Below are 24,118 nucleotides of genomic sequence, written 5' to 3'. Positions count from 1 at the left end.
AGAAACGTGCACCTTAAAAGAATTATTCCTATAATACATTTGTGACGTTGATCTTTTGTAGAACTTAAATTATATGCAATGAAAAAAATCATTATTCTATTTATGCTGTTGTTGTCGGTTATGGTTACTCATGCACAACAATTTGATGTCAAAGGTACTATTGTAGACAAAAAGTCTAATGAACCTATTATCGGTGCCAGTGTCCTTATTAAAGGAACAGCTAACGGAACAATCACTGATATTGATGGAAAATTTATCCTGAAGGATGCAAAAAAAGGAAACACTTTGGTTGTTTCTTATGTCGGATACCTTACTCTAGACATTTTGCTGAATGGGAATCAGGGTACCTTATCCATAGAAATGGAAGAAAATACAGAATTACTGGAAGAAGTGGTAGTAATCGGGTATGGTACTCAAAAGAAACAGGACATCACCGGATCTGTAGTCTCCGTGGGTGAAGGTAAGTTTACGGAAGGTATAAATACCAATGCTTTTCAGATGATTAACGGTAAGGCTGCCGGTGTAACTATAAGCCAAACCAGTTCTGCCCCGGGAGCGGCGTCCAAGATTCAGATACGCGGTGCCGGCTCTATTAACAGCAGTAACTCGGCGCTGGTTGTTGTGGACGGACTACCGGGTGTGGACCCTTCGTCTATCAATCCGGCTGACATCCAGTCTATCGAAGTCTTGAAAGATGCTTCGTCAGCAGCGATATATGGAACCCGTGCAGCAAACGGTGTAGTGCTTATTACGACCAAAAGCGGTAAAAAGGGAGATATAATCGTGAAGTTCGGTGCGGAAGTGGGCTTCCAGTCGGTTGCCAAACAAGTGGATGTTCTTAACGGCAGGGAATATATGGAGACCCTGAATGCTTTGCGTCTGGAGTCAAACAATCCGGATGGAGTCATCTACACGGCAGAACAGATTGCGGCTGTGGGTGAAGGAACGAATTGGCAGGATGAGATATTTCGTAATGGTGCTCCGGTACAACGTTATGAACTGTCGCTTGCCGGGGGGGGCGAAAAGCATGATTTTTATCTAGGCATGAGTTACTTCGACCAGCAAGGTATAGTGAAATTGTCAAACTTGAAGAAATATAATGTCCGGGTGAACATGAACGCGGCTCCCAAAGAGTTTCTGCGCTTCAAGTTTAATCTGAATTATACCCGTGGAGACGGACGGTCGATGTACGAAAATATGGACGGAGCCAATGAAGGGGCTGGTCCCATCAATTCTGCGCTTCAGTTCGACCCGACACTGGCTCCCGGTATTGACCCCGAGACAGGACGTTACCGTAAGAACAGTTTTATCGCCCTCGATAATCCCGAAGCACTTTTACATGGCGTATCGCCTGAAAAGCAAGATAATAATGTTTATGGAACCTTTACTACGGAAATCGAACCGCTTAAGGATCTCGTTGCCACTGTCCGTTTAGGTGCTACGATAGATACTTACACTCAGTCGAGCTATAGAAGCCGGGAAACATTAAACGGCTTGGCTAGTAAGGGCGAAGCATCCAAGAAGAGTGAAGAAAAGACTCAGTGGCTAGCAGAATTTCTGCTGTCTTACAAGAAGAATTTCAACGATGTTCACAAATTTACTATTCTTGGCGGTACGACTTTTGAACAATTCTCCTCACAATATGTGGAAGGCAAGGCGAAAGGTTTTCTTTCTGACGTGACGGGCTTTAACTCCTTGCAGAGTGGCGACAAACTGAATGGGGATGATGTGTTTTCCGGCAAAGAACGCAATCGTTTGAACGGTTTTTTGGGCAGAATCAATTACGACTTGCTGAACCGTTACCTGCTTACGGCATCATTCCGTTACGATGGTACTTCCCGTTTTTCTTCTGATCATAAGTATGCTTTCTTCCCTTCCGTGGCATTTGCCTGGAGAATGTCGGAAGAACCGTTCCTCAAGACGTTTGATAATCTGAGCGATCTAAAGCTCCGTATTGGATACGGTCAACTAGGCAACCAGGGTATTAGTAACTACCAGACACTTCAGACCCTGAAAGCGGCAGGATCTGCAGTCTTTGGCAATTCGTTGATGCAAGGACTGGTACAGGCACGGCTTCCAAATCCTAATTTACGTTGGGAAACTACGGCGGAGACTAACCTCGGTATCGACTTCGGTTTCTTTAACAACCGCCTGACAGGTAGTGTGGACTTCTACATTCGCGATACGAAAGACCAATTGTTTGACAAACCGCTGCCCTCGTCTATCGGTTTTGCTAACGTGAAGGTGAATGCCGGTAAGGTACGGAATTCCGGTATAGACTTTATGATAAATAGTATCAACTTCGACAAAAGAGACTTCGGATGGGAAACTTCACTCAATCTTTCCCTACTGAAAAACCGTGTCAAAGAGCTGCCTGATTTTATTCCGGAACTGATTACAGGATCGATGGCCAGCTTTATCTCAAACTATGAAATAACTCGTGTGGGTGACCCTATTTATTCTTATTACGGTTATGAAGTGGAGGGTATTTTCCAGAAAGGTGACGACATTGCTAATTCGGCCCAGCCGAATGCCAAACCCGGTGACTTAAAGTTCAAAAACCAGAACGATGACAATGCTATCACTTCTGACGACCGTGTTGTCTTAGGTAAACCCTTTCCTGACGTAACTTTGGGTTTTACTAATAATATCCGGTATAAGAACTTCAACCTTAGTATCTTCCTGCAGGGAGTATTCGGCATACAGACATTGGATGCAAACGTGCTCGAAACATTTTATCCTACCAACGAATACCGTAACCGCATAGCCAAATATTATCAGAACAGATGGACGGAAAATAATCCTACCAATAAATATCCTAGTGGCGTGAACTCGTCTAATTACGGTGGTCAGTATATGACCAATTCACTTACAGTAAAAGACGCTTCGTTCCTCCGTATTAAGAATATCAATCTGAGTTACGATGTTCCGCTGAGAGGGAATAAGTATATTCGGGCTGCCTCGGTTTATGCAGCGGTAGATAACCTCTATACTTTTACCGGCTACGAAGGTTTTGACCCCGATGCAAGTGCCTCAGGAGCCGATAAGGTTTCCAAGGTGAACTACAACAGCTACCCGCTGGCTCGTACCGTTAGATTTGGAGTTAATATTACATTTTAAAAAAATATTGCATTATGAAAATGAACAGATATATCTATGCCGCAATCTTTGCACTGATACTAACCGGCGTAACAAGTTGTAATGGTTTTCTTGAAGAAAAAGTCTATACAGAATATGATCCCTCCGAACTTCTGAAAGACCAGGACGGAGTAGATGCCTTGTTGGCAGGTGCTTATGCAAGGTCTCGTATAATTGAATACGCAAGCAGGAATTATACTTTCCTGATGAATGAGTTCCCTACAGATATTGCTTTTGAAACAGGCGGTGGTTTGGAACGCGATGCCATTCCCTTTATTAATTTCACCTGGGCGGTGGATAATTCTATACTCAACAGTTTTTGGGGAAAGATGTACGAAGCTATTGCCAGTGCTAACTCTGTTCTCAATGTTGTTGACGGGCTTACGGGGGTTCCCGAAGAAAATCTGAAACGCACTCAAGGCGAAGCGCGTTTCATCCGAGCTGTCTCCTACTACTTTTTATACAACCTTTTTGGAACAACGCCGATTATCGAACTTCCTAAAAATGCGTCGCCCGACGAGATAGAAGAGATAGGTAAATCTACACCGCGTGCTTCCCGGGAACAGTTTGTAAACTATCTTGTGGCAGACCTTACCTTTGCGATTGAGAACCTGCCCATCGAAGAAAATCCTATCGGCAAAGCTTCCAAAGGGAGTGCCTTGGCTGTTTTGACTAAGCTCTACATGCACGAAAAAGACTGGGTGAATGCCGCAAGTACTGCTCAGAAAATTATCGATCTGAACTATTATTCGTTATACAGCGACTACAAAAAGATGTTTTCCATAGAGGGGGAAGGCAATAAAGAATATATTTATCGCGCACCTTGTATCGCCCAGTCCGGTTTCCAGAACAATTATATGGCACATGCTTTCCCGCCTAATTATCCTATCCAGTCCAACTGGATAAACTTCGGTGCACAGTTTCGTACCTATACCGCTTTTTATGAAACCTTTGCGGGAAATGACGTTCGTCTCGAATCTTTTGTCGCACATTATATCAACGAGAGCGGTAATGAAGTAGAGTTGTGCCGAGACGAGAATGGCCAGGCTCTTGACAATGTGCGAAGTTTCAAATATTGGCCCGACCCCAACGCTATAGGTGAAAACAACGGTAATGACATCGTCTACATCCGCTATGCAGATATACTATTGTGTAAAGCTGAAGCGCTCAATGAACAACAAGGTCCCAGTCAGGAAAGTGTAGACCTTGTCAACCAGATTAGAAAACGTGCAAAGACGGAAGAGATAGTGCTGAAGGATTACCCAACCAGGGAGCTTCTGCGCGATTTTATCCTGGCTGAACGTGGTCGCGAATTCTTTTCTGAAGGATTGAGAAGGGAAGATCTCATTCGCCACGGTAAGTTTATAACCAATGCTCAGGCACGTGGAAAGAATGCACAGCCTTATCATGTTCTTTACCCTATTCCCTTACGACAACGTGAATCTAATAATCAGTTAGGGCAGAATCCAGGATATGAAGGTGCTGAATAGTCTGGCCAAACTGGTATAACAATGACATTTTGTTCTGTTTATGAAATTCTAAAATAGATATTTATGTACAAAAACATATTCTTATCGTTTGTTCTGGTTTCTATTACCGGGACTTCTACATATGCGCAGAAGAAAACTCCTGCCGGGCAACCCGAAAAGCGTCCGAATATCATTTTGTTCATGGTGGACGATATGGGGTGGCAAGACACTTCGTTGCCTTTCTGGACACGGAAGACCCGCTACAATGAGGCTTATGAAACTCCTAACATGGAACGTCTGGCGCGTAAGGGGATGATGTTTACCCAGGCTTATGCCTGCAATATCAGTTCTGCAACTCGTTGTAGCCTTATTACTGGTGTGAACAACGCTCGTCACCGCGTTACCAACTGGACACTCGAACGCGACAAAACCACCGACCGCACCAGCTCTACCCTCGAACTACCGGACTGGAACTATAATGGAGTAAGCCAGGTGGAAGGCATTAACAATACTTTCGTCGGCACTTCTTTTGTAGAATTGTTGAGGCAAAACGGTTACCACACCATCCACTGTGGTAAAGCACACTTCGGTGCCATCGATACACCGGGCGAAAACCCGATGCATTGGGGATTTGAAGTAAACATTGCCGGACATGCAGCCGGTGGCCTTGCCACCTATCTGAGCGAACGGAATTATGGACACACACGTGACGGAAAGCCTTTCTCGCTAATGGCTATTCCCGGATTGGAGAATTATTGGGGAACGGGTATATTCGCCACTGAAGCGCTTACTCTCGAAGCCATCAAGGCTCTCGATAAAGCTAAAAAGTATAATCAGCCTTTCTATCTCTATATGTCTCACTATGCCATCCATATTCCTGTCGACAAAGATGACCGCTTTTTTGGTAAATATGTTCGTAAAGGGCTGACTGACAAGGAAGCGGCTTATGCTTCATTGATCGAAGGTATGGATAAAAGTTTAGGTGACTTGATGGATTGGCTGGAGCAGAATGGCGAGGCAGACAACACTGTGGTTATTTTTATGAGCGATAATGGAGGTTTAGCCTCTGAACCTGCCTGGCGCGATGGAGAACTACATACACAAAACTTTCCACTGAATAGTGGTAAGGGTTCTCTTTATGAGGGAGGGATTCGTGAACCCATGATTATCAGTTGGCCAGGTGTGGTCAAGCAAGGAAGTAAATGTGACAAATACTTGATGATTGAAGACTTTTACCCCACGTTACTTGAAATAGCGGAGGTAAAGGAATACAAGACGACACAGCCGCTGGATGGTATAAGTTTTGTGCCGTTGCTCACCGGTACAGGCGATCCCTCACGAAACCGTGCTTTAGTTTGGAATTTTCCTAATATCTGGGGCAACGACGGTCCTGGTATCAACTTAGACTGTTCTATCCGCAAAGATGATTGGAAATTAGTGTATTACTATGAAACGGGTGAAAAAGAACTGTTTAATGTTCCGGCTGATATTGGTGAGAAGAACGATGTTGCTGTTCAATATCCTGACATCGTTAAAAGGTTGTCTAAAGAGCTAGGTGCTTACCTGCGTAGCACAGATGCACAACGTCCGATTTTTAAAAATACTGGCAAACCCTGCCCATGGCCGGATGAAATATAAAGTGTTTTAGGAACAACCTGTCGTCTGATAAAAATTGAAAAGGGTGTGCCATATTTGGCACACCCTTTTTATATATAATGTATAAGAAAGTCGTTTATTAATAACGATCGTTACGACGGTCTCCGCGATCTCCACGGTCACCACGATCCTGACGAGGACCACGGTCTCCGCGATCACCACGTTCCGGTCTCGGACCTCTTTCGGGTCTCGGCGGACGTTCTTCGTAACCTTCCGGCTTCGGTAGTAACACTTTGCGAGAAAGTTTGAACTTACCGGTCTTTGCATCGATGTCTACCAGTTTCACCTGAATAGTGTCGCCTTCTTTCAAACCTGCCTGTTCTACTGTTTCCAGACGAGCCCAGTCGATTTCAGAGATGTGCAACAGACCGTCTTTGCCCGGCATAAATTCAACGAATGCACCGTAAGGCATGATAGAAGATATCTTTCCTTCGTATACTTCGCCGATTTCAGGAACGGCAACGATACCCTTGATCGCTCTGATAGCAGCATCAATCGTATCTTTGTTTGTTCCGGAGATTTCGATCTTACCTACACCGTCAACTTCTTCGATCGTGATAACAGCACCAGTCTTTTCCTGAATACCCTGGATGATCTTTCCACCCGGGCCGATCACTGCACCGATGAACTCTTTACCGATCGTCATCGATTCGATACGCGGAGCATGCGGTTTCAGTTCAGCACGTGTTTCCGGCTGAGCTTCCATGATCTTTCCTAAGATATGCATACGGCCTTCTCTTGCCTGAGCCAGTGCGTTTTCAAGGATTTCGTATGATAAACCGTCTACCTTGATATCCATCTGAGTGGCAGTGATACCGTCTGCTGTACCTGTTACCTTGAAGTCCATATCTCCCAGGTGGTCTTCGTCTCCTAAGATATCCGACAGGATAGCATAGTTCTGACCTTTGTTCTCAGAGATAAGACCCATTGCGATACCTGATACCGGTTTTTTCATCGGAACGCCGGCATCTCTCAATGCCAGTGTACCGGCACAAACAGTAGCCATAGAAGAAGAACCGTTTGATTCCAGAATATCAGAGATCACGCGTATAACATAAGGATAATTATCCGGGATCATGCGCTTCAAAGCGCGGTGAGCCAGGTTACCATGACCTACTTCGCGACGTCCTACGCCACGTGATGCTTTAGCTTCACCTGTAGAGAACGGAGGAAAATTATAATGTAATAGGAAACGTTCTTTGCTGTGGTTCAGTACGTCGTCAACCATCTTTTCGTCGGCTTTGGTTCCGAGTGTAACAGTTGTCAGTGACTGAGTTTCGCCGCGTGTGAAGACTGCAGATCCGTGAGGTCCCGGAAGATAATCCGTTTCGATCCAGATCGGACGGATTTCAGTAGTCTTACGACCGTCCAGACGCTTTCCTTCGTCAAGGATAGCACGGCGCATGGCTTCTTTTTCTACATCGTGGTAGTAACGGCCGATCATTTCAGCTTTGGCTTCCAACTCTTCTTCAGAGAAGTTAGCTTTATATTCGTCGACGATTGCCTGGAAAGCATCGAAGCGCTGGTGTTTGTCTGTGCCTGATGTGGCAACAGCGTATGCTTTTGCGAAACATTTATCGTGTACGTCTTTGCGCAGTTCTTCGTCGTTTTCTTCGTGGCAATATTCACGTTTAACGAGTTTGCCGCAAGCTTCCGACAGCTCGAGCTGAGCCTGGCACTGTGCTTTAATCGCTTCGTGAGCGACTTTGATTGCTTCCAGCATGTCTGCTTCCTGTACTTCAGACATTTCGCCTTCAACCATCATGATATTGTCGATCGTCGCAGCAACCATCATGTCGATATCTGCTTTTTCCAATTCAGAGAATGTCGGGTTAATAATAAATTTACCGTCGACACGTGCTACGCGAACTTCAGAGATCGGTCCGTTGAAAGGTATATCGGAAACAGCTAAAGCAGCTGATGCTGCTAAACCAGCCAAAGCATCCGGCATATCTTCGCCGTCAGCAGAGAATAATATAACGTTTACATATACTTCTGCGTGGTAATTGTCCGGAAATAACGGACGCAACGCGCGGTCAACGAGGCGCGATGTCAGGATTTCATAATCTGAAGCCTTTCCTTCTCTTTTTGTAAAACCTCCGGGAAAACGGCCAAATGCGGAGTACTTTTCTTTGTATTCAACTTGCAGCGGCATGAAGTCAACACCGGGATTTGCATCTTTAGCGGCACAAACAGTAGCCAGCAACACAGTGTTGCCCATACGAACGGTAACCGCACCGTCCGCCTGTTTAGCCAATTTCCCGGTCTCGATGGTGATGGTTCTTCCATCAGCCAACTCGATCGTCTTGTTAATTGGATTAAGCATAATCTTCTTTCTTATTTTTCTATCTGTAAAAATTGGTGCAAATGTAATGAAAGTTTACCTGTAAACACATGAAAATGAAAATAAAAAACATCAGAAAAGCCCTTTTTTATAAAAATAAAGGGAAGATTTTACGAATAATAGTGCCACAATTGTAAAATAATGTATATTTGCATCGGAATTACGAACATTGTAAAGGAAATTAGGATGAAACAAATATCTGCACGACTACTGGTTCTTTTCGGAATAAGTATGCTGTTGTTTACGGCATGCAACAACACTTCTGATTTTACTGTGAAAGGGGTTGTATCCGGCGCTGACGGCCAGACCATGTATTTGGAAAATGTCGGTATATCGAATGTTGAATTGTTGGATTCTGTCAAGCTCACAGCTGCAGGTAAGTTCAAATTCACTCATAAACGTCCGGACTTTCCGGATTTCTATCGTTTGCGACTGAATAATCAGAAGATCAATTTTGCGATCGATTCGGTCGAGACGATCACTTTTGCTGCCGATGCGGGAACATTCGCCACTTCTTATTCGGTGGAAGGATCGGAGAACTGCAAGGCGATCAAAGCGATTACACTGGCTCAGCTTGATGCTAACCAGGCGATCGGACGTTTGCGCAAAGAATATGAAGATAAACATATCGCAGATACGACTTACCGTGCAAGATTAATAGAAACGGCTGAAGCTTACAAGGATGTGGCCCGTAAGTACATCTATTCGGCTCCGATGTCGACAGCAGCTTATTATGCGTTGTTCCAGCAGATTGACGGATTGCTGTTCTTTGATCTGTACGACAGAGACGATGTGAAGGCTTATGGAGCGGTAGCTACCAGCTACGATCATTTTTATCCCGGAAGTCCGCGTTCGAAACATCTTTATAACCTGACATTACAGTCTATGAAGGTTCTTCGTGCACAACGTCCGGTAAATTTGGATGACGTGAAAACGACCGAGGTGAGTTTCTTGGATATCGAATTGCCGAATCTGAAAGGGGAAGTAGTAAAACTATCTTCTGTAGCGGAAGGGAAACCTGTGATCATTAATTTTACGGCTTACCAGGCTGAGTGGTCTCCGGCACTGAATATGGCCTTAGGTGAATTATATACGAAATATCATGGTCAGGGATTGGATGTCTATCAGGTATCGCTTGACTCTGATGTCCATTTCTGGAAGAATGCCGCATCCAATCTTCCCTGGGTGGCTGTGCGGGATCCGCAGTCGGTTTATTCCCAGATCGCAGGGCTGTATAATGTAAAGCAATTACCTGCTATCTTTATCCTTGACCGTAAAGGTAATCTGGTGAAACGGGTGGATGATGTGAAAAACCTGGAAGCGGATGTAAAAGCAGTACTTTAGTGTAGTACGCTAACAATCAGATTTATATGTTGTAAAGCACTTGCGCTGGTTTGTGCATCTTGAAAAGATGTCTTATCTTTGCATTGTCTTAAATAAAGAGAAAGAGGAGTTCCGGCCATGTTCTGGTCGGGATTCTTTTTTTATTATGTAGTAATAAACATTAATTTAAAAATCAATAATTAGGAGGAATTAATATGGCTGTTAGTTATATGACAGAAGACGGCTACAACAAGATTTTAGCTGAAATCAACTATTTGGAAACCGTGAAGCGTCCCGAAATTTCTGCCCAGATTGCTGAAGCCAGAGATAAGGGTGACTTGTCTGAAAATGCAGAATATGATGCAGCAAAGGAGGCTCAGGGTATCATGGAAGCGAAGCTGGCCCAGTTGAAAGGTCTGATTTCTAATGCACGTCTGATTGATGAATCACGTGTTCAGACAAATGAAATTCAGATTCTGAACAAGGTAAAGATCAAAAATACGAAAAATAATGCTGTAATGACATATACATTGGTTTCTGACTCTGAAGCGAACCTGAAAGAAGGTAAGATCGCTGTCAGTACTCCGATCGCCAAAGGGCTGATGGGAAAGAAGGTCGGTGACGTGGTGGAAATCAAAGTCCCATCCGGATTGATGACCTTTGAAGTTATGGAAATTTCAATTTAATACAATAAGATATGGCAACAATATTCAGTAGAATAGTGGCAGGTGAAATACCTTGCCATAAGGTTGCGGAAGACGAAGAATTCTTTGCCTTCCTGGATATAAATCCAGTCGCAAAAGGTCATACATTGGTTATTCCAAAGCAGGAAACAGACTATATTTTTGACTTGGAAGACCCATTGCTAGGGCGAATGATGGCCTTTGCCAAACGTGTGGCGCGTGCTCAGGAAGCAGTTATCCCCTGTAAGCGTGTAGGGGTAGCTGTGATGGGGTTGGAAGTGCCTCATGCACATATTCATCTAATCCCTATAACCAAGGAATCGGATATGTATTTTGGTGGAGAAAAAATGACAATAACTCAGGATGAGTTGGCGGAGGTTGCTGCCTTGATAAGAAAAGCTTACAAATAATTCGATAAAGTCTTTTTTTATTGAAAATTATACCTATATTTGTAACCACTATTACTGCAAGTCTCAAAACGGCAGTGATAGTGGTTTTTTAAATGATTCATTAGTGGTTTTTACTCATAAATTTGTTAACCTTAGAAGAAAGGCCCCTCTGAGACAGAGCGGCCTTCTTTTTTTAAACACACAAATTATAAACAAGTTTTTTATCTAATCTTTTATATATGTATTGAGTAGGTGTTATGCCAGAGGTATGGGCTGAGTGCAGGTAATCCTACGTTTACAAAATAAATGATACATCCTGCAACTGCGATTAACCATAAAACTAACAATGTCCATTTGGCTGAGGTGGGTAATGGTTTTAAATTGAATAGTTGTCCGCATACTGCATAAAGTAATGCGATTGCAGGAATACCTATTAATAAAATTACGCCGATACAGCCGATTACAGCCATGTAAACAGGTACTCCGCTATACAGATCCCATCCGAAAGGTGAAAGCTGATATAAAACGCTTGCTCCGCCTCCGACTAAGGCTACAGTCACAATGAACAATATAAAAACGATGAGCAAAAGAGGAGGTAGCAGGATAATTCCGGCTAAGACAGCTCCGAATTTTAGTAGGAAGCCGAATACTGTAACAAACAGATCAGCTAGTTTCTGAAAAAAATTTCGAGGTTTGTCAGAACTGATATAATCATTTACATTACTGGATACTTTTTCGAAACCGTCTGTGACTGTTTGTCCAATCGTTTCGAGTGTGACACTCTTTCCTCGCATGATCAGACGGTCGGCTGCTGTTCTTGCTACTGGCATAACCATCCAGAGTATAATGTACAGCAGAGCCATCCAGTGCACGAACGGGATGAACAACAACAAGATCATGGCTAATCTGACAGCAGTAGTGTCCCAGCCCATATAGGCGGCGATACCTGCGGCAACACCACCGATTACACGGTTGTCCGGATCACGCATCAGTTTCTTCTTGCCGGTGATAACCTGTTCCTGGAAAACGCGTTTTTTAGCGTTCTCTTTTTCTTCTTCAGTTTCTTCCTCTTCAAAAATCTCTTCCGGTTTCCCCATGCGATTGATCACTTCTTCCACATGTTCGATCGTGATCACTTCATGTCCTAAACGTACACGTTCGCCGAACAATTCGGAAATGCGCATTTCGAAATCATTCATGATCTCTTCGGATCCTTCCTCTTTACGGAAATGTATACGTAAATTAGAAAGATATTTATCCAACAGCTGGTATGCATCTTCGTCAATGTGGAAAACTGTTCCTCCCAAATTAACTGTAAGCGTCTTCTTCATTGTCTTCAAATTTTAATTGTTCCTAATGTGGTTTATTGTATCATTTAGTTCCTGCCACGAGTTTTCCAGTTCTCCAAGAAATTCTTCTCCCTTTGGAGTGAGTTGATAATACTTGCGGGGCGGCCCCTGAGTCGATTCTATCCACTGATAACTTAACAACTCACTGTTCTTTAACCGGGTTAAGAGAGGATATAGTGTACCTTCTACTACAATCAGTTTTGCTTCCTGTAACTTCTGAATAATGTCAGAGGTGTAAGCCGGTTCTTTTTTGAGAAGTAAGAGGATACAATATTCCAGTGTCCCTTTCCTCATCTGTGATTTTACGTTCTCTGCATTCATCTTTTATTATTTTATGTTGCAAATATATGTATTGCCTATGTACCATGCAATACATACTACTATATTTATTCTATTTTAACATCTCTCGTGCCACTATAAGATGAGATAGGGAATAGCATGGATTTCGTTTGCGATTGTCGCCAATTATATTTAATATTGCAATCTGTTGTTAATCTATTAGGTGCGTTGGATAGTTATTTAATGTGTTATAATCGGATAACATGAAATTGAACAGTTTCTTAGGAGAAAACCATGAGCGATAAATCAGAAATACAAGAGTTTGCCGACCTGCTTTCCAATTACAAGAAAGGGTTTATCTATTTTGCCTATTCCTTTATTGGGGATCAAATGGCTGCTGAAGATATTGTGTTGGAAAGTCTGATGAATTACTGGGAAAACAGAAGTAAGCTGGCTCCGGATTCTAATATTCGTGCATACATTCTCACTGTAATAAAGAATAAATGTTTAAATTACCTGCAACACCAACGAACACGGGAAGAAGCTGAATCTTATATTCAGGCGAGTGATACCTGGGAGTTGAATTTGCATATATCAACATTGGAGGCCATAAATCCGGGAAAGATATTTTCCGATGAAATCCAAAAGATCGTTGATGAAACTTTAATCACTCTCCCCGAGCAGACACGCATTATCTTTATGAAAAGCCGTTATGACAATCTGAGTCATAAGGAAATAGCTGAACAAATGGGATTATCCACTAAAAGTATTGAGTTTCATATAACAAAAGCATTGAAGGTTCTCCGGATAGCCTTGAAAGATTATTTTCCGGGATTTCTTCTTCTGTTGAAACTTTTTTAAAAAGTTTATTTTTTCGTTAGGGATACCCCGACTTTATCTGTTTTTATTATATACACATGAAAAGCAATGGATAAAGAAATTCTATATAAATTTTTTGACAGGCGTGCTACAACGGCTGAAAAAAAAGAAATCGAACAATGGTTGGAAGAATCTCAGGAAAATAGAGAGAAGCTTGTTGCCGAACGCGAATTTTTTGCTGCTATGATCTTGTCGGGAAAACTTCGGGAAAAAGAAGATCTTGTTAAAGATAGCAGAAAGCAAGGTAAAACGACATTCCGATATAAAACCATACTTCGCGAACTAGGTAAGATTGCCGCTGTCATTGCCATAACCGTTACCACTGGATTGTTTTTCTTACAGAGAAGTGAAGGAGGAGATGCACTGCATACCATTACTGTCCCTTCGGGACAACGAGCTAACCTGACTTTACCGGACGGAACGAAAGTGTGGATGAACGCAAGAACTGAAATACAATATCCCGGTGTGTTTTCAAAATCAAAAAGAGAAATCAGATTAAATGGTGAAGCTTATTTTGAAGTGAGCCATAACGCCCAGCAACCTTTTATTGTCCATACAAATAAATGTTCCATAGAAGTATTAGGTACCAAGTTCAATGTTGAAGACTATGCCGATTCTAAAGACTTCTCTACAGCTTTGATGGAGGGATCTGTGAAAGTATCGGACAACAAGCAAGATAAAAATTCGCTCATATTATCTCCCGATCAACTGGTTGTTTTCAAGAACGGAAAACTCATAGCTAAAGATATAACAGATTATGACTATTACCGATGGCGGGACGGGTTGGTTTGCTTTAAAGATGTTGGGTTTGAACAATTGATGCATCGTTTTGAAAAATGCTACGGGGTGAAGATCGTTATTGAAAATGACAGATGGCTGGAATATGGCTTTACCGGTAAGTTCAGGGTCTCGGACGGAATAGATAATGCACTTAAGATATTACAGAAAGAAGCTCCGTATACTTTCAGAAAGAATACAGACGATTCAGTGATTTATATAAAATAGTAGAAACTTAAAAACAAGATGCCTATGATATAAGAACTGCTTTATTGACCTTAAGAAAATGCCGACAAGTGGGCCAACACTTATCGGCATCGACTAACACAATTATTATTAACTGTATTAATCTCAAGAATTACAAAGATATGAATAAAAATTCTTTGTCGGAGGCTCATTTGCAAAAATGGCCACGCAGTAAACACTTTTTTAATATTATGCGAATTACTACTTTGTTATTATTCGTACCCGTTTTCTGTCTGTTTGCAGAAAAAATTCATTCTCAAAATGTGCTCTTCACAATTAAAAAGAACAATGTTCAGTTGGAACAGATCTTTAGTGAAATAGAAAAACAATCTGATTTTCTGTTTGTCTACAACAAGAATATCAACGTGAATAAAAAGGTTTCAATTGATGTGAAAGAAAAATCCATATCAGAGACTTTACATAAGCTTTTAGATGGGACAGACTTAAGATATGAAGTGGAAGGTTCCTATATCGTTTTATCTGCCAATAAAACATCTCAGGTGAATACAAGTGGTGTAGAGCAAAATGAAAAGATAATAAAGGGTAAAGTTGTTGATAACAGAGGAGAACCTTTATTAGGAGTCACCATCTCGGTTAAGGGAACTAAGCAAGGTTCGGTTACAGATTTGGATGGTAATTATTCATTAAGCGTTCCTGATAATAAAGCAATCCTACAATTTGCTTTTCTGGGATTTGTTCCCCAAGAGATCAATGTAGGTAATAAAAGTACAATAAATGTAACTCTACAGGAAGACATGCTGCAATTGAATGAAGTTGTAGTAGTTGGTTATGGTACGACCAAAAGGACGAATCTGACAGGAGGAGTTTCTACAGCCGACGCAACTACCTTCCAATCCCGTCCCGTACAAAATGCGACGACAGCTTTGCAAGGTCAGGTTCCCGGTTTAACTATTACCCGAAGTAGTGGGGCTCCGGGTAGCACGGCTAAAATACGTATTCGTGATATATCTTCGCTTAATGACGGGAAACCGTTAATGCTGATTGACGGTGCAGAAGGTGATTTGGATTTGATCAATCCTGCCGATATTGAATCCGTATCGGTACTGAAGGATGGTACAGCTGCCATCTATGGAGCACGTGCCGCGGATGGCGTAATACTTATTACTACTAAAAGCGGAAAGAAAAATCAACCGTTGAAAGTGACGTTAGACGCATTTTATTCTGTGAAAACACCGGCTTTGATGAAAAAGACAGTCAATCTGTATCAATATGCCTCTATGGGGCTGGAGATTACCGACGGTTCCTGGACGCCGGAGTATTCCGCTGAAGACCTTCCTTTGATTGCTGCAGCTAGTGACCAGGTTGTTCTCAATGGTATATGGGGAGCTTATCCAAAATGGTATAAGTCCCAGAACTGGCGCGACCTGACTGTCGGTAACGGCCATCTCCAGAATTATAACTTAAATCTCACAGGAGGTGGTGATAAATATTCTTATATGATTTCGTTGGCTTACCAGAATGAACAGGGGTTGCCCAAATTCGGTGTAGACAAAGAAGACCGCTATTTTATACGGGCCAAATCGAATATTCAGATTGTAAAAGGGCTTGATTACGAATTAAACCTTTCTTACGGAGCAAGCGACAGGCTGGTTTCAAGTGGTATTAACCAGGGCACTGATAATTTATGGGAACTGATGTATAAAGCTCGTTGCTGGCAACCTATGTACAATCCGGCAGGTGGTTATTATACTTTCCAGGGTTACACTAATCCTGCACAGGCTGCAGAAGAACATGGGAATACAACTAAAACAACTGGTAACTTTACTTTTAATAACAGTCTGAAATGGGAAGTGATCGACGGCTTGAATCTTATTGGCCGGGCCATAGTAAGTAAAAACGATGGTGATGAAAATGAGGAAAATAAGATAGTATATGTACGGGACTGGGACAACGAAATAATGCGTGGCACATATTTTCCTAACTGGAATCAGCGTCGGTATCAAAAGACATTGTATAAGAATTTTACTTTATATGCTGAGTATAAAAAAAGGTTTCGTGAATTACATGATATCGGGATAATGGTGGGGGCTGCTAACGAATCGACTGATTTTGATAAATTTTCAGCCCAGCGTATCAATTACACACAACAGGAAATAATGTCACTGCCTTTGGGAAGTACTGAAAACCAACAAGCATTAAGCGAAGGGTATGCATGGACGATTAATTCCGTATTTTCTAGATTGAGTTACACTTTTGCCGACAAATATATCATCGATGGTGTACTACGTGCTGATGCCAGTTCTCGTTTTGCGAAAGGTTATCGTTGGGGGTATTTCCCCGGAGTATCAGCTGCGTGGCGTTTGAGTGAAGAAAAATTCATAAAGGAAGCGAACATATTCGATGATTTGAAATTGCGTGCTTCGTATGGTGAGATGGGGAACCAGTCGGGTATCGGTTATTATGATTACATCCAACTTGTCAAAATCGAAGGTGCTAAAAACTATCCGTTCGGAGACGGAACGAAAGGACAATTGGCCAAACCCGGTAATATGGTATCGACCACACGTACATGGGAAACTATCGTATCTACCGACATCGGTATGGACTTCGGTATATTGCAGAACCGCTTGTATGGATCGTTCGACTATTTCTGGAAAACGAATAAGAATATGTTGATCCCCATCACCTATCCAACCGTATTGGGAACGGATGCGCCGGCCACTAATAACGGACGCCTCGAAATAAAAGGTTGGGAAGTCGTATTGGGTTGGAGAGATAAGATCGGAGAGTTTGATTATTCAATAAGAGCCAGTTTAAGTGATGCGAGAAATAAAATCGTGGAAAAGGGAGGAAAGGATAATCCCGCTTTAGGATTGAACTATAAAGATAATGGGTATCTCAATGGTTATCCGCTGGACTCGTATCTGGGTTATATGTTTGATGGTATTATTCAGAACGAAGCGCAGTTGGCTGAATATAAAGCCCGTTTTTCCAAAGGAGGTATTCCTGGTAATATCCAAGTAGGTGATGCCATGTATAAGGATCTGGATGGGGACGGTATATTGTCGATTTCGGGAGATGGTACTCCGGGATCGGGCGATGCTGTCTATTTAGGAGATAGAAATCCCCGTTACAGTTTCGGATTCAATTTTAATGCTTCATACAAAGGTTTTGATTTGGGTTTCTTCCTGCAAGGAGTTGCCAAGCGTACTACTTTCCTGGAAGGTTCAGCTCGATTGCCATTTCAGGAGTGGTTCTGGGATCCTCTCGAATATTGGTATGGTAAAACGTGGACACCAGAACGTACTGATGCCAGGTATCCTGCTATTACTCTTCAGGATAAACGGTATTATAATTATCAATATTCTTCGAATACTAAGCATAATGCAGCATATATGAGGCTGAAAAATCTACAGGTGGGTTATACTATCCCTGGAAAAATTACTGAAAAGATAAAAATCGAAAAAGTAAGATTCTATTTCAGCGGCGAAGACTTGTTTGAAATTCATAATGTTCCGGGCGGATGGGATCCGGAGAGTGATGGAGGAGCGAATTCCTATCCTTTCACTCGTAATTTATCATTTGGTATCAATGTTATCTTTTAAAACAAAAAGTCATGAAATATTTAATTATAATATCTTGTATTCTTCTGAGTTTTTCGAGTTGTCAGGATATGGATCTGACACCAAAGGACGATCTGTCAGACCCTTTGTTCTGGAAAACACCTAATGATTTTGTGTTAGAGTTGAATAATCTCTATGACTCTTCAATGGAAACTTTCTCGTCGGGAAAAACGGATTGTGATAGTGATATTGCTTTCGGATTGGGATATAACGATGTAAGTAACGGTTCGTGGATCGCATCTGAAAATGATAACGATTGGAATAATTTGTATGCATATCTTCGTCAAAGCAATATGATTATTGAGAAAGCGGAATCCTATTCCGGAGATCCAAAGGAAATAGAACGTTATGTTGCCGAAGCTCGTTTTTTCAGAGCTTATCACCACTGGCTTCTTATGAGAAAGTTTAATTCGGTTCCTATTATTAAAAGGGTACTTACCGTAGACTCGGAAGAACTAACGGCTAAAAGGAATTCACAGACGGAAGTCGAAGATTTTATCTTGTCGGAACTGGAAGACATTTATAAGCAACTACCGCTTCAGAAGGAACTGAAAGCTGAGGAAAACGGAAGGATAACGCAGGGAGCTGCATTAGCGTTGAAAGCACGCGTAGCATTGTTCGCCGGTACCTGGGCAAAATACCATCAGCACCGTCAGGATTACCAGCAGTTGCTCGATCAGGCAATCACTGCTGCGGAACAAATAAGAACAAGCGGACAATATGCCTTGTATGAAGGCTCGGGCGATAATAGCTACCGATACTTGTTCATCGATGCCGGAGATAATTCGCAGGAGGATATATTGTCAAACCGTTATTATAAAGACATCCGTACACATGGGACTGCCAGTCAAATTGCCTGGGGATGGTGGGGGACACCAACCAAGAAATTAGCAGAAATGTATTTGTGTAAAAGTACCGGGTTGCCTATAAACAATCCGAACTCAGGTTTTAAAGGTTATAAAAAGATCGAAGACGAATTTGCAGATCGTGACCCGCGTATGGCACAAACATTTATTATACCCGGACGTACTTATGACAATAATGAGCAGCATGGCCTTACCTGTTCACCTGGCTTTACTATACGCCCGGAAACACGTACAGGCTATAAATTATGGAAATTTATGGGTGAAATAATCGCTGGATCGGATAAAGCAGAATATGATTATCATATTTTCCGTTATGCAGAAGTGCTGCTTGTACTGGCTGAAGCAACTTTTGAAAAAGACGGTAGAATCAGCGATGATCTGTTAAATCAAACCATCAACGTGGTACGTGGTCGTAAAGGCGTGGAAATGCCTCGGCTCACAAATGCGTTTGTAATGGCTAACGGCCTGGACATGCAAACGGAAATTCGTCGTGAAAGAACCATAGAATTGGCGTTCGAAGGTTTTCGTCGCGATGATATCCGCCGTTGGAAAACAGCTAAAGAGGAATTGGAACAGCCGATTAAAGGTATTAATTACCGGGGAACTGAGTATGAAGAGTTGGAGGCATTGAATCAAGGTAATCCGGGTTTGGTGGATGAAGACGGTTTTTTGATTGTGGAACAACAGGCTAACAGAAGATTTGAAGACCCTAAACATTACTATTATCCATTACCATTATCCCAGCTTATTATCAATCCTAATCTGAAACCCAATAATCCCGGTTGGTATTAAATGATATCCACTAAGGATTAATAACCGTGGGTTATAGGCCCACGGTTATATATAAACAATATGAATCACTTAAATAAAAAAAATGAAACAGATTTTCGTAATTATTCTTTTGATTTGTACAAGTATCTCCGTCCCGGTACAAGGACAATCACCGTTGTCATCCCCAGATAAATTAATGGGTAATCGTTTTCTAACGTTCAATACTATCATTCGTGTCAACCAGATAGAAGTATCCCGTGATAGAAATGAAGGTTTAGATGAGCGTTCCATGCATACTCCGGAAAGAGTTATTGCTTTTCGCGAAGCCATTTCGTCAGAATTTCCGGAAGCCAGAATTACTTGGGCTTTCAGTTGGCTCGCATTGCACGATATGTCGGATAATTATAAAAAGATCAGGAAATTGGTAGCCGAATATCATTATAAATACGGGGATGATGTAACATTCATTCCAGGAGCCTATTTTGCGAATGCGTATAACACCAGAGAACAGGTGAATAAAGATTTGCATGAAGGTTTGGCTAAGGTGAGCGAAATAGTTGGTAATGGATTTCGCCCTAAAAGTGTTCTTGCAGGATTTATGGCTGCCGAAAATCAGCAATATTTGGCAGAGAAGGAAGGTATACATGTTTGTCAGGGTAATATATGGAGTCAGTTCTCTATTGATAATCAGGACGGTGACGGAGCTGTCTCTTACCCTTTTTATCCATCAAAAGAGCATTTCTGTAAACCGGCACAGGGTAAAGATGACTTTATTGATTGTGTAAATCTGGATGGTTGGACAATGGATTTTCTTGCAGCTCGCAGAGATGGTTTTGCCGATGGATTTAACAGCCGTATGGGAGTCGGTCCGATAGAGACGTTGTACACTTACGGGAAACTCGTTGGACTTACCCAGATGATGCATACGACAGCCATGCATTATGATAGAGGGTTCGAGTTGAATGGTTTTGCGTGGGTTACTAACTGTTGGGAATTGTCATTGCCTATAGATGTATCCGGACTAAAGGACTGGCTTAATGAAATAAAAAGAAATTGGCCTGATGTAAAGTTCATCACCCAGGGAGAATTCGGTCTGTTATGGCGGGAACATTACAAAGATAATTCTTTCAATTATCGCTTCGAACAGAAAGGTTCGGGTATCGGTGGTTCCGACTATAATTTAAAGATAAGCTGGTTTATGAATAAAGATTTCCGACTGGCTATAACAAGAGATTGGCAAAGAAATGGAAGGGAAAATGTGATCGATTTCACTAACTACACCCTGAAAGCTTCAGAACCGAAGGATATGACCCGTAAATGGAGCTTGCTTGGTGAAATTAACCAGAAACAGAGCCGACCGCAGGATAACCCCAGGCCAATCAAAGAACTTTCTCCTGAAGCAACTTCTTTGATAAAAAAATATTATCCCTATTTACTTGACAAGAAATGATCTCGACTACTGATTCGTACACATGATAAAAAGAATCGCATGAACAACAAATTTTTATTATTCATCATCTGTGTGATATTTTGCTCATGCAGCAATAAATCAACGCAGCAGATCGATCTGTCGGGCGAATGGTTTTTCGCTTTAGATTCCAATGATGTTGGCATTACTGAAAAGTGGTATGAGCATCCATTGGCAGAAAAGATTAAACTACCCGGCTCGTTACAGGAACAGGGGTTCGGAAATGACGTTGACATTAACACGCCGTGGACAGGACAAATCGCTGACCGATCGTGGTATACGAGCGACACATACGAAAAGTATCGCCAACCGGGTAATATCAAAATACCTTTCTGGTTACAACCGGACAAACATTATGTAGGAGTAGCTTGGTACCAGTGTGAAGTTCAAGTCCCTTCTTCATGGGAGAAAAAGTACGTCGAATTAGAATTGGAACGTACGCATTGGGAAACTACCTTATTTGTGAACGGTGAGAAGGTGGGCGATAATAACGCATTGCAGACACCGCATCGCTATATGATAAATAAAACAGGAAAACTGCTGTTAAGCATCCGTGTCGACAATAGGTTGAATATCCCAATAGGGATCAATGCCCACAGTGTTTCGGACCATACCCAAAGTAACTGGAACGGTGTCGTGGGAAATATTACCCTTACGGCACGTCCGACATTTCATATTGATAACATACAGGTTTATCCCGATGTAAAAGGTCAAAAAGCTAAAGTCGTTGTTTCATTTGCAGGAACGTCTGCAGGAAAATCTGCACAAATCCAAGTCAAAGGAAAAAGTTTCAACAGTGAAGTCGTAAAAGAGTTGACTCCTGTTAATGCTTCGGTTGATTGTAAAAATTCGCAATTCAGTTGTACGCTGGATATGGGAGATGATATGCTTACCTGGTCTGAATTTGAGCCTAACCTGTATCAACTTTCGGTAGAGATAAATACAGAGGAAGGGAAAGAGGTGAAAAATACTACTTTCGGTATGCGGGAGTTCAAAGTAGACGGAACGCGTTTTAGTATCAATGGAACTCCAGTGTTTCTTAGGGGAACCCTTGAGTGCGCAATCTTTCCGTTAACAGGATACGCATCAATGGATACTGCCTATTGGGAAAAGATATATAGACGCTGTAAGGAATTTGGGTTGAACCATGTGCGTTTCCATTCCTGGTGTCCACCACGAGTCGCTTTTGAAGTGGCAGACCGTGAAGGTATTTATCTGCAAGTAGAAGCTGGTGGTTGGGGATTAGTCGGTGACGGAGGTTCTGCAGACAAGTGGTTTATGGAGGAAAGTGAACGAATCGTTAAAGAGTTTGGAAATCATCCATCTTTCTGTGTACTGACATATGGAAATGAACCGGCTGGAGGGAAGCAGGTCGAATATCTGTCAAGTTTTGTAGATCATTGGAAATCCAAAGATAAACGCCGGATTTATATAGCAGGAGCCGGATGGCCATACACGCCAAATTCGGATTTTTGGAGTGCCTATGATCCACGTCTCAATTTTGGGATTTTCGGTGGCGAATTGAACAGTATTATCAATAGGGAAGCGCCAAGGTCGGATTTTGATTACAGGGAGGCTACTGCTCGTGTCGCACCTATGCCAAGCGTAAGTCACGAGATCGGACAATGGTGTGTCTATCCGAATTTTAAAGAAATACCTAAATATACAGGTCTGTTGAAAGCCCGGAATTTTGAAATTTTCCAGGAAACTTTGGGAGATCATCATCTGGGTGATTTAGCAGAGAAGTTCCTGTTTGCTTCCGGGCGGTTACAGACTCTTTGTTACAAGGAAGAGATAGAGGCTGCTCTGCGGACACCCGGTTTCGGTGGATTCCAATTACTCGATCTCCATGATTTTCCGGGACAGGGATCGGCTCTGGTAGGAGTTCTCGATGCATTTTGGGATCCAAAGGGATATGTCGATGGCAAAGAATACAGCATGTTCTGTAACCGTATCGTTCCATTGGCGCGGATGAGTCAAATGACCTGGAGTAATAATGAAGTGTTCAGGGCTTCTCTTGAAATGTCCTATTTTGATAAGCAGCCGTTAAAAAATGCCTCTATTGAATGGGATATCACAGATGCTTCTAAAAAAGTACTGGTTTCCGGAAAAGCCATTAAGGATCTTCAACAGGATAATTGTATTCCTGTTTCATCGGTGGAATTCCAGTTGTCTGAAATCAAAGAACCTTCAAAACTAACCCTTACTGTAAGGGTTGCAGGAACAAAGGTATGTAATCGATGGAACTTTTGGGTATATCCTTCCCTATTGGATCTACCGTCGGAAAAACCTTATGTAACTTCTGATTTCAATGATGCGATTACACATGCGAAAGCAGGGGGAAACGTATTGTATTGTTTATCGAAGATGGCTTTGAAGGAGGATAAAGGAGGGGCTATTAAGGTCGGTTTTTCTCCTATTTTCTGGAACACGGCATGGTCCGGAAAGCAAGCACCGCATACACTTGGTATCTATTGTGATCCAACACATCCTGTTTTTAATGCTTTTCCAAATGACGGATATAGCGACTACCAATGGTGGGATATAGTAACAGGAAGTGCAGCGATTGTGATGGATGACTTTCCTGCGGACTATAGACCATTAGTACATCATATAGATGATTGGTTTACCAACCGGAAATTGGGTTTACTTTTCGAAACTAAGATGGGAAAAGGGAAGATGATGGTATGTGGAGCCGACATTATGCATAATTTGGATAAGCGGATCTCTGCCCGTCAATTTCGGTACAGTATAGAAAAATATATGTCCTCGGAAGAATTTGATCCTGCTTATGAAATAGAATCGGATGTTATAAAAGGATTGATCAAATAAGTTTGTGATGGTCATTTTAATAAGTAAAAATTATAATTAGGAAAATAAATAACCTGATTAATAAA

The 24,118-nt window shown here is 42.0% G+C and carries 15 protein-coding genes; 12 read left to right on the top strand and 3 right to left on the bottom strand.

Annotation, left to right across the window (positions count from 1 at the left end; translation table 11 throughout):
- The first annotated feature begins 78 nt into the window (after positions 1-78).
- From IEY67_RS19675 to IEY67_RS19665, 3 genes are all read left to right on the top strand, one after another.
- A complete protein-coding gene (locus IEY67_RS19675) occupies positions 79-3,120 on the top strand; it encodes a SusC/RagA family TonB-linked outer membrane protein (RefSeq protein ID WP_122375579.1) in 3,042 nt (1,013 codons plus the stop codon).
- 14 nt (positions 3,121-3,134) lie between these two features.
- Positions 3,135-4,628, top strand: coding sequence for a RagB/SusD family nutrient uptake outer membrane protein (locus IEY67_RS19670; protein ID WP_122375580.1), 1,494 nt, complete (start codon positions 3,135-3,137; stop codon positions 4,626-4,628).
- A gap of 63 nt (positions 4,629-4,691) precedes the next feature.
- Complete coding sequence (locus IEY67_RS19665) at positions 4,692-6,245, top strand: sulfatase (RefSeq protein ID WP_122375581.1); 1,554 nt, start codon at positions 4,692-4,694, stop codon at positions 6,243-6,245.
- Between the two features lie 97 nt (positions 6,246-6,342).
- Here the strand turns inward: IEY67_RS19665 and pnp are convergent, their stop codons facing one another.
- Complete coding sequence (pnp, locus tag IEY67_RS19660; RefSeq protein ID WP_122375582.1) at positions 6,343-8,589, bottom strand: polyribonucleotide nucleotidyltransferase; 2,247 nt, start codon at positions 8,587-8,589, stop codon at positions 6,343-6,345.
- Between the two features lie 204 nt (positions 8,590-8,793).
- Here pnp and IEY67_RS19655 point away from each other — a divergent pair, with 204 nt between their 5' ends.
- The 3 genes from IEY67_RS19655 (at position 8,794) to IEY67_RS19645 (ending at position 11,023) form a co-directional block, all read left to right on the top strand.
- Positions 8,794-9,951, top strand: a complete 1,158-nt coding sequence (locus IEY67_RS19655) for a TlpA disulfide reductase family protein (RefSeq protein WP_122356122.1) — start codon at positions 8,794-8,796, stop codon at positions 9,949-9,951.
- A gap of 194 nt (positions 9,952-10,145) precedes the next feature.
- On the top strand, positions 10,146-10,616 hold the full coding sequence (gene greA, locus IEY67_RS19650; protein ID WP_122356045.1) for a transcription elongation factor GreA: 471 nt from the start codon (positions 10,146-10,148) through the stop codon (positions 10,614-10,616).
- 11 nt (positions 10,617-10,627) lie between these two features.
- Entirely contained in the window at positions 10,628-11,023 is a 396-nt protein-coding gene (locus tag IEY67_RS19645; RefSeq protein ID WP_183671931.1) for an HIT family protein, read from the top strand.
- 212 nt (positions 11,024-11,235) lie between these two features.
- Here IEY67_RS19645 and IEY67_RS19640 read toward each other — a convergent pair whose 3' ends face one another.
- Together IEY67_RS19640 and IEY67_RS19635 are read right to left on the bottom strand one after the other, a co-directional pair.
- Positions 11,236-12,333: a PspC domain-containing protein gene (locus IEY67_RS19640; protein ID WP_122356049.1), complete on the bottom strand. Its 1,098-nt coding sequence runs from the start codon at positions 12,331-12,333 to the stop codon at positions 11,236-11,238.
- Positions 12,334-12,345: 12 nt separating this feature from the next.
- A complete protein-coding gene (locus tag IEY67_RS19635) occupies positions 12,346-12,672 on the bottom strand; it encodes a PadR family transcriptional regulator (RefSeq protein ID WP_122356051.1) in 327 nt (108 codons plus the stop codon).
- A 252-nt stretch (positions 12,673-12,924) separates the two neighbouring features.
- Between IEY67_RS19635 and IEY67_RS19630 the strand changes: the two genes are divergently transcribed.
- From IEY67_RS19630 to IEY67_RS19605, 6 genes are all read left to right on the top strand, one after another.
- Positions 12,925-13,491 (top strand): RNA polymerase sigma-70 factor, encoded by a 567-nt coding sequence (locus IEY67_RS19630; RefSeq protein WP_122375584.1) that lies wholly within the window; start codon positions 12,925-12,927, stop codon positions 13,489-13,491.
- Between the two features lie 66 nt (positions 13,492-13,557).
- Complete coding sequence (locus IEY67_RS19625) at positions 13,558-14,514, top strand: FecR family protein (RefSeq protein ID WP_122375585.1); 957 nt, start codon at positions 13,558-13,560, stop codon at positions 14,512-14,514.
- Positions 14,515-14,828: 314 nt separating this feature from the next.
- Positions 14,829-18,098, top strand: a complete 3,270-nt coding sequence (locus tag IEY67_RS19620; RefSeq protein WP_229801141.1) for a TonB-dependent receptor — start codon at positions 14,829-14,831, stop codon at positions 18,096-18,098.
- 11 nt (positions 18,099-18,109) lie between these two features.
- Positions 18,110-19,774, top strand: a complete 1,665-nt coding sequence (locus IEY67_RS19615; RefSeq protein WP_183671930.1) for a RagB/SusD family nutrient uptake outer membrane protein — start codon at positions 18,110-18,112, stop codon at positions 19,772-19,774.
- Positions 19,775-19,856: 82 nt separating this feature from the next.
- Entirely contained in the window at positions 19,857-21,203 is a 1,347-nt protein-coding gene (locus IEY67_RS19610; RefSeq protein ID WP_183671929.1) for a DUF3863 domain-containing protein, read from the top strand.
- Between the two features lie 39 nt (positions 21,204-21,242).
- Positions 21,243-24,053 carry a DUF8487 domain-containing protein gene (locus IEY67_RS19605; protein ID WP_183671928.1) on the top strand — a complete coding sequence of 937 codons (2,811 nt, stop codon included), beginning with the start codon at positions 21,243-21,245 and terminating at the stop codon, positions 24,051-24,053.
- Positions 24,054-24,118: the final 65 nt, after the last annotated feature.

Source organism: Parabacteroides faecis (assembly GCF_014647375.1).
In the GTDB taxonomy this organism is placed as follows: domain Bacteria; phylum Bacteroidota; class Bacteroidia; order Bacteroidales; family Tannerellaceae; genus Parabacteroides; species Parabacteroides faecis.
The sequence above is the reverse complement of the archived record's forward strand: the minus strand, read 5'-3'. Positions and strand labels throughout refer to the sequence as shown.

What these genes read in the sequence shown, in the direction of transcription:
- IEY67_RS19615 (WP_183671930.1), top strand. Translation starts at nt 18,110, where the DNA reads ATGAAATATTTAATTATAATATCTTGTATTCTTCTGAGTTTTTCGAGT.
- IEY67_RS19630 (WP_122375584.1), top strand. Translation starts at nt 12,925, where the DNA reads ATGAGCGATAAATCAGAAATACAAGAGTTTGCCGACCTGCTTTCCAAT.
- IEY67_RS19670 (WP_122375580.1), top strand. Translation starts at nt 3,135, where the DNA reads ATGAAAATGAACAGATATATCTATGCCGCAATCTTTGCACTGATACTA.
- IEY67_RS19665 (WP_122375581.1), top strand. Translation starts at nt 4,692, where the DNA reads ATGTACAAAAACATATTCTTATCGTTTGTTCTGGTTTCTATTACCGGG.
- IEY67_RS19655 (WP_122356122.1), top strand. Translation starts at nt 8,794, where the DNA reads ATGAAACAAATATCTGCACGACTACTGGTTCTTTTCGGAATAAGTATG.
- greA (WP_122356045.1), top strand. Translation starts at nt 10,146, where the DNA reads ATGGCTGTTAGTTATATGACAGAAGACGGCTACAACAAGATTTTAGCT.
- IEY67_RS19605 (WP_183671928.1), top strand. Translation starts at nt 21,243, where the DNA reads ATGAACAACAAATTTTTATTATTCATCATCTGTGTGATATTTTGCTCA.
- pnp (WP_122375582.1), bottom strand. Translation starts at nt 8,589, where the DNA reads ATGCTTAATCCAATTAACAAGACGATCGAGTTGGCTGATGGAAGAACC.
- IEY67_RS19625 (WP_122375585.1), top strand. Translation starts at nt 13,558, where the DNA reads ATGGATAAAGAAATTCTATATAAATTTTTTGACAGGCGTGCTACAACG.
- IEY67_RS19645 (WP_183671931.1), top strand. Translation starts at nt 10,628, where the DNA reads ATGGCAACAATATTCAGTAGAATAGTGGCAGGTGAAATACCTTGCCAT.
- IEY67_RS19610 (WP_183671929.1), top strand. Translation starts at nt 19,857, where the DNA reads ATGAAACAGATTTTCGTAATTATTCTTTTGATTTGTACAAGTATCTCC.
- IEY67_RS19675 (WP_122375579.1), top strand. Translation starts at nt 79, where the DNA reads ATGAAAAAAATCATTATTCTATTTATGCTGTTGTTGTCGGTTATGGTT.
- IEY67_RS19640 (WP_122356049.1), bottom strand. Translation starts at nt 12,333, where the DNA reads ATGAAGAAGACGCTTACAGTTAATTTGGGAGGAACAGTTTTCCACATT.
- IEY67_RS19635 (WP_122356051.1), bottom strand. Translation starts at nt 12,672, where the DNA reads ATGAATGCAGAGAACGTAAAATCACAGATGAGGAAAGGGACACTGGAA.